Here is a 1,407-nt window from a genome sequence, read left to right as displayed (position 1 = left end):
GTTGAGATCAAGAGTGAGATCACAACCCACAGTCAGGGCCAGGTTCTCACCGTCGTCTGCGGTGATGGTACCTTCGAGGGTGACCTCGCCTACCCCGTTGTCGCAGACCTCGGTGACCGCATCCTGCAGGGCGGGCCAATCAGTTACGGCTGTGCTACTTGCCTCATCAGTGGTGAGCTCCGAGGTCTCCTCCTCAGTGGTCCCGGCCTCCTCATCCTCAGACTCATTGCCCTGGGTGTGCTGGTCGGCCTGGAACTCAGTGGCGTCTTCTTCCTCAGACTCCGGTTCCTCTGCTTCGTCTCCAGAAGCCTCGTCCTCGTCATTGGGGACTGCCGCATCATCCTCGTGCTCTACAGCACCGGTGCCATCCTCGGCCGCGGAGTCCTCAATGTCCTCCTCGACGGTGTCCTCCTCAGCGCTCTGCTCGGGGTCGTCTTCAACCTCGGTGACAGCCCCATCCTCAGCGCTGGTGTCTTCTGCAGCGTCGTCGATGCCATCACCTTCAGCAGAGGCCACCCGCACCTGGGTCGGGACGGCATCGACACCCGGCCCAGCAGCAGCAGCCCCGGACAACGGTGCCACCAGACACAGCGCAAGCACAGCACCACAGAGGCGACGAGCAACAGAAACTGACGACATAACTTCCCCTCAACCAAACGGACCTATAGGTCCGGAGCGTGTATACGGCAACCCTACATGATTAACCGGACTGTGCAATCCCCAACAGTTTGCGCTACACCACCCCAAGGCGGATAATCACCGCCATGACCACCACACCGCGCAAACGCGCGCCCCGCCGAGACGCACTAGAGAACAAGGAAAAAATCCTTCAAGCAGCCGAACTCTACTTCGGCGAACACGGACTCGAGGCCTCACTACACACCCTGGTAGACAACCTCGGCTTCGGCATCGGCACCCTCTACCGACACTTCCCCACCCGCAACGACCTCATCGCCACCATCTACCACCGACAAGCAGCCCGCATGATCGAAGCCCTAAAACGCGCCACAGAGATCGAAGACCCCTGGGACACGGTGGTCACCGCCATCGACGCGATGATCGACCTGATGTCCCACTACCCCAGCATGCGCGCCATCGCTGCCCGCATGGCCCAGATCGACCCCGAAATCCTGACCAGAGCAGCGGGACAGGAACTAGTCACAGCGATAGTCACCCGCGCCCAAGACCAAAAGACCATCCGCCCCGATGCCACCGCCGCAGACCTCGCCCACATCCCCACACTGCTGGAATCAGTACTCCGACTACCCGAACCAGCCCGCGGAATCGTCCTAGCCCGACAACGAGCCATCATCCTCGACGGCATCCGCCCCCAAGCCATGACCACCCCACTACCAGCACAACCACTCACCGGAGAAGACCTCCACAAACTAGCCCACGGCCAACAGC

General features: G+C 61.3%; 1 protein-coding gene and 1 pseudogene. One reads left to right on the top strand and one right to left on the bottom strand.

Features of this window, described 5'->3' with window-relative positions:
• Positions 1–639 (bottom strand): annotated as a pseudogene (locus tag F0311_RS09360) (hypothetical protein); the annotation flags it as partial.
• 125 nt (positions 640–764) lie between these two features.
• Here F0311_RS09360 and F0311_RS09355 point away from each other — a divergent pair.
• Positions 765–1,407, top strand: a 643-nt coding sequence (locus tag F0311_RS09355) for a TetR/AcrR family transcriptional regulator (RefSeq protein ID WP_150461687.1), incomplete at its 3' end; no start/stop codon positions are given.

Source organism: Nesterenkonia ebinurensis (assembly GCF_008711175.1).
GTDB classification, from domain to species: Bacteria; Actinomycetota; Actinomycetes; order Actinomycetales; family Micrococcaceae; genus Nesterenkonia; species Nesterenkonia ebinurensis.
The sequence above is the reverse complement of the archived record's forward strand: the minus strand, read 5'-3'. Positions and strand labels throughout refer to the sequence as shown.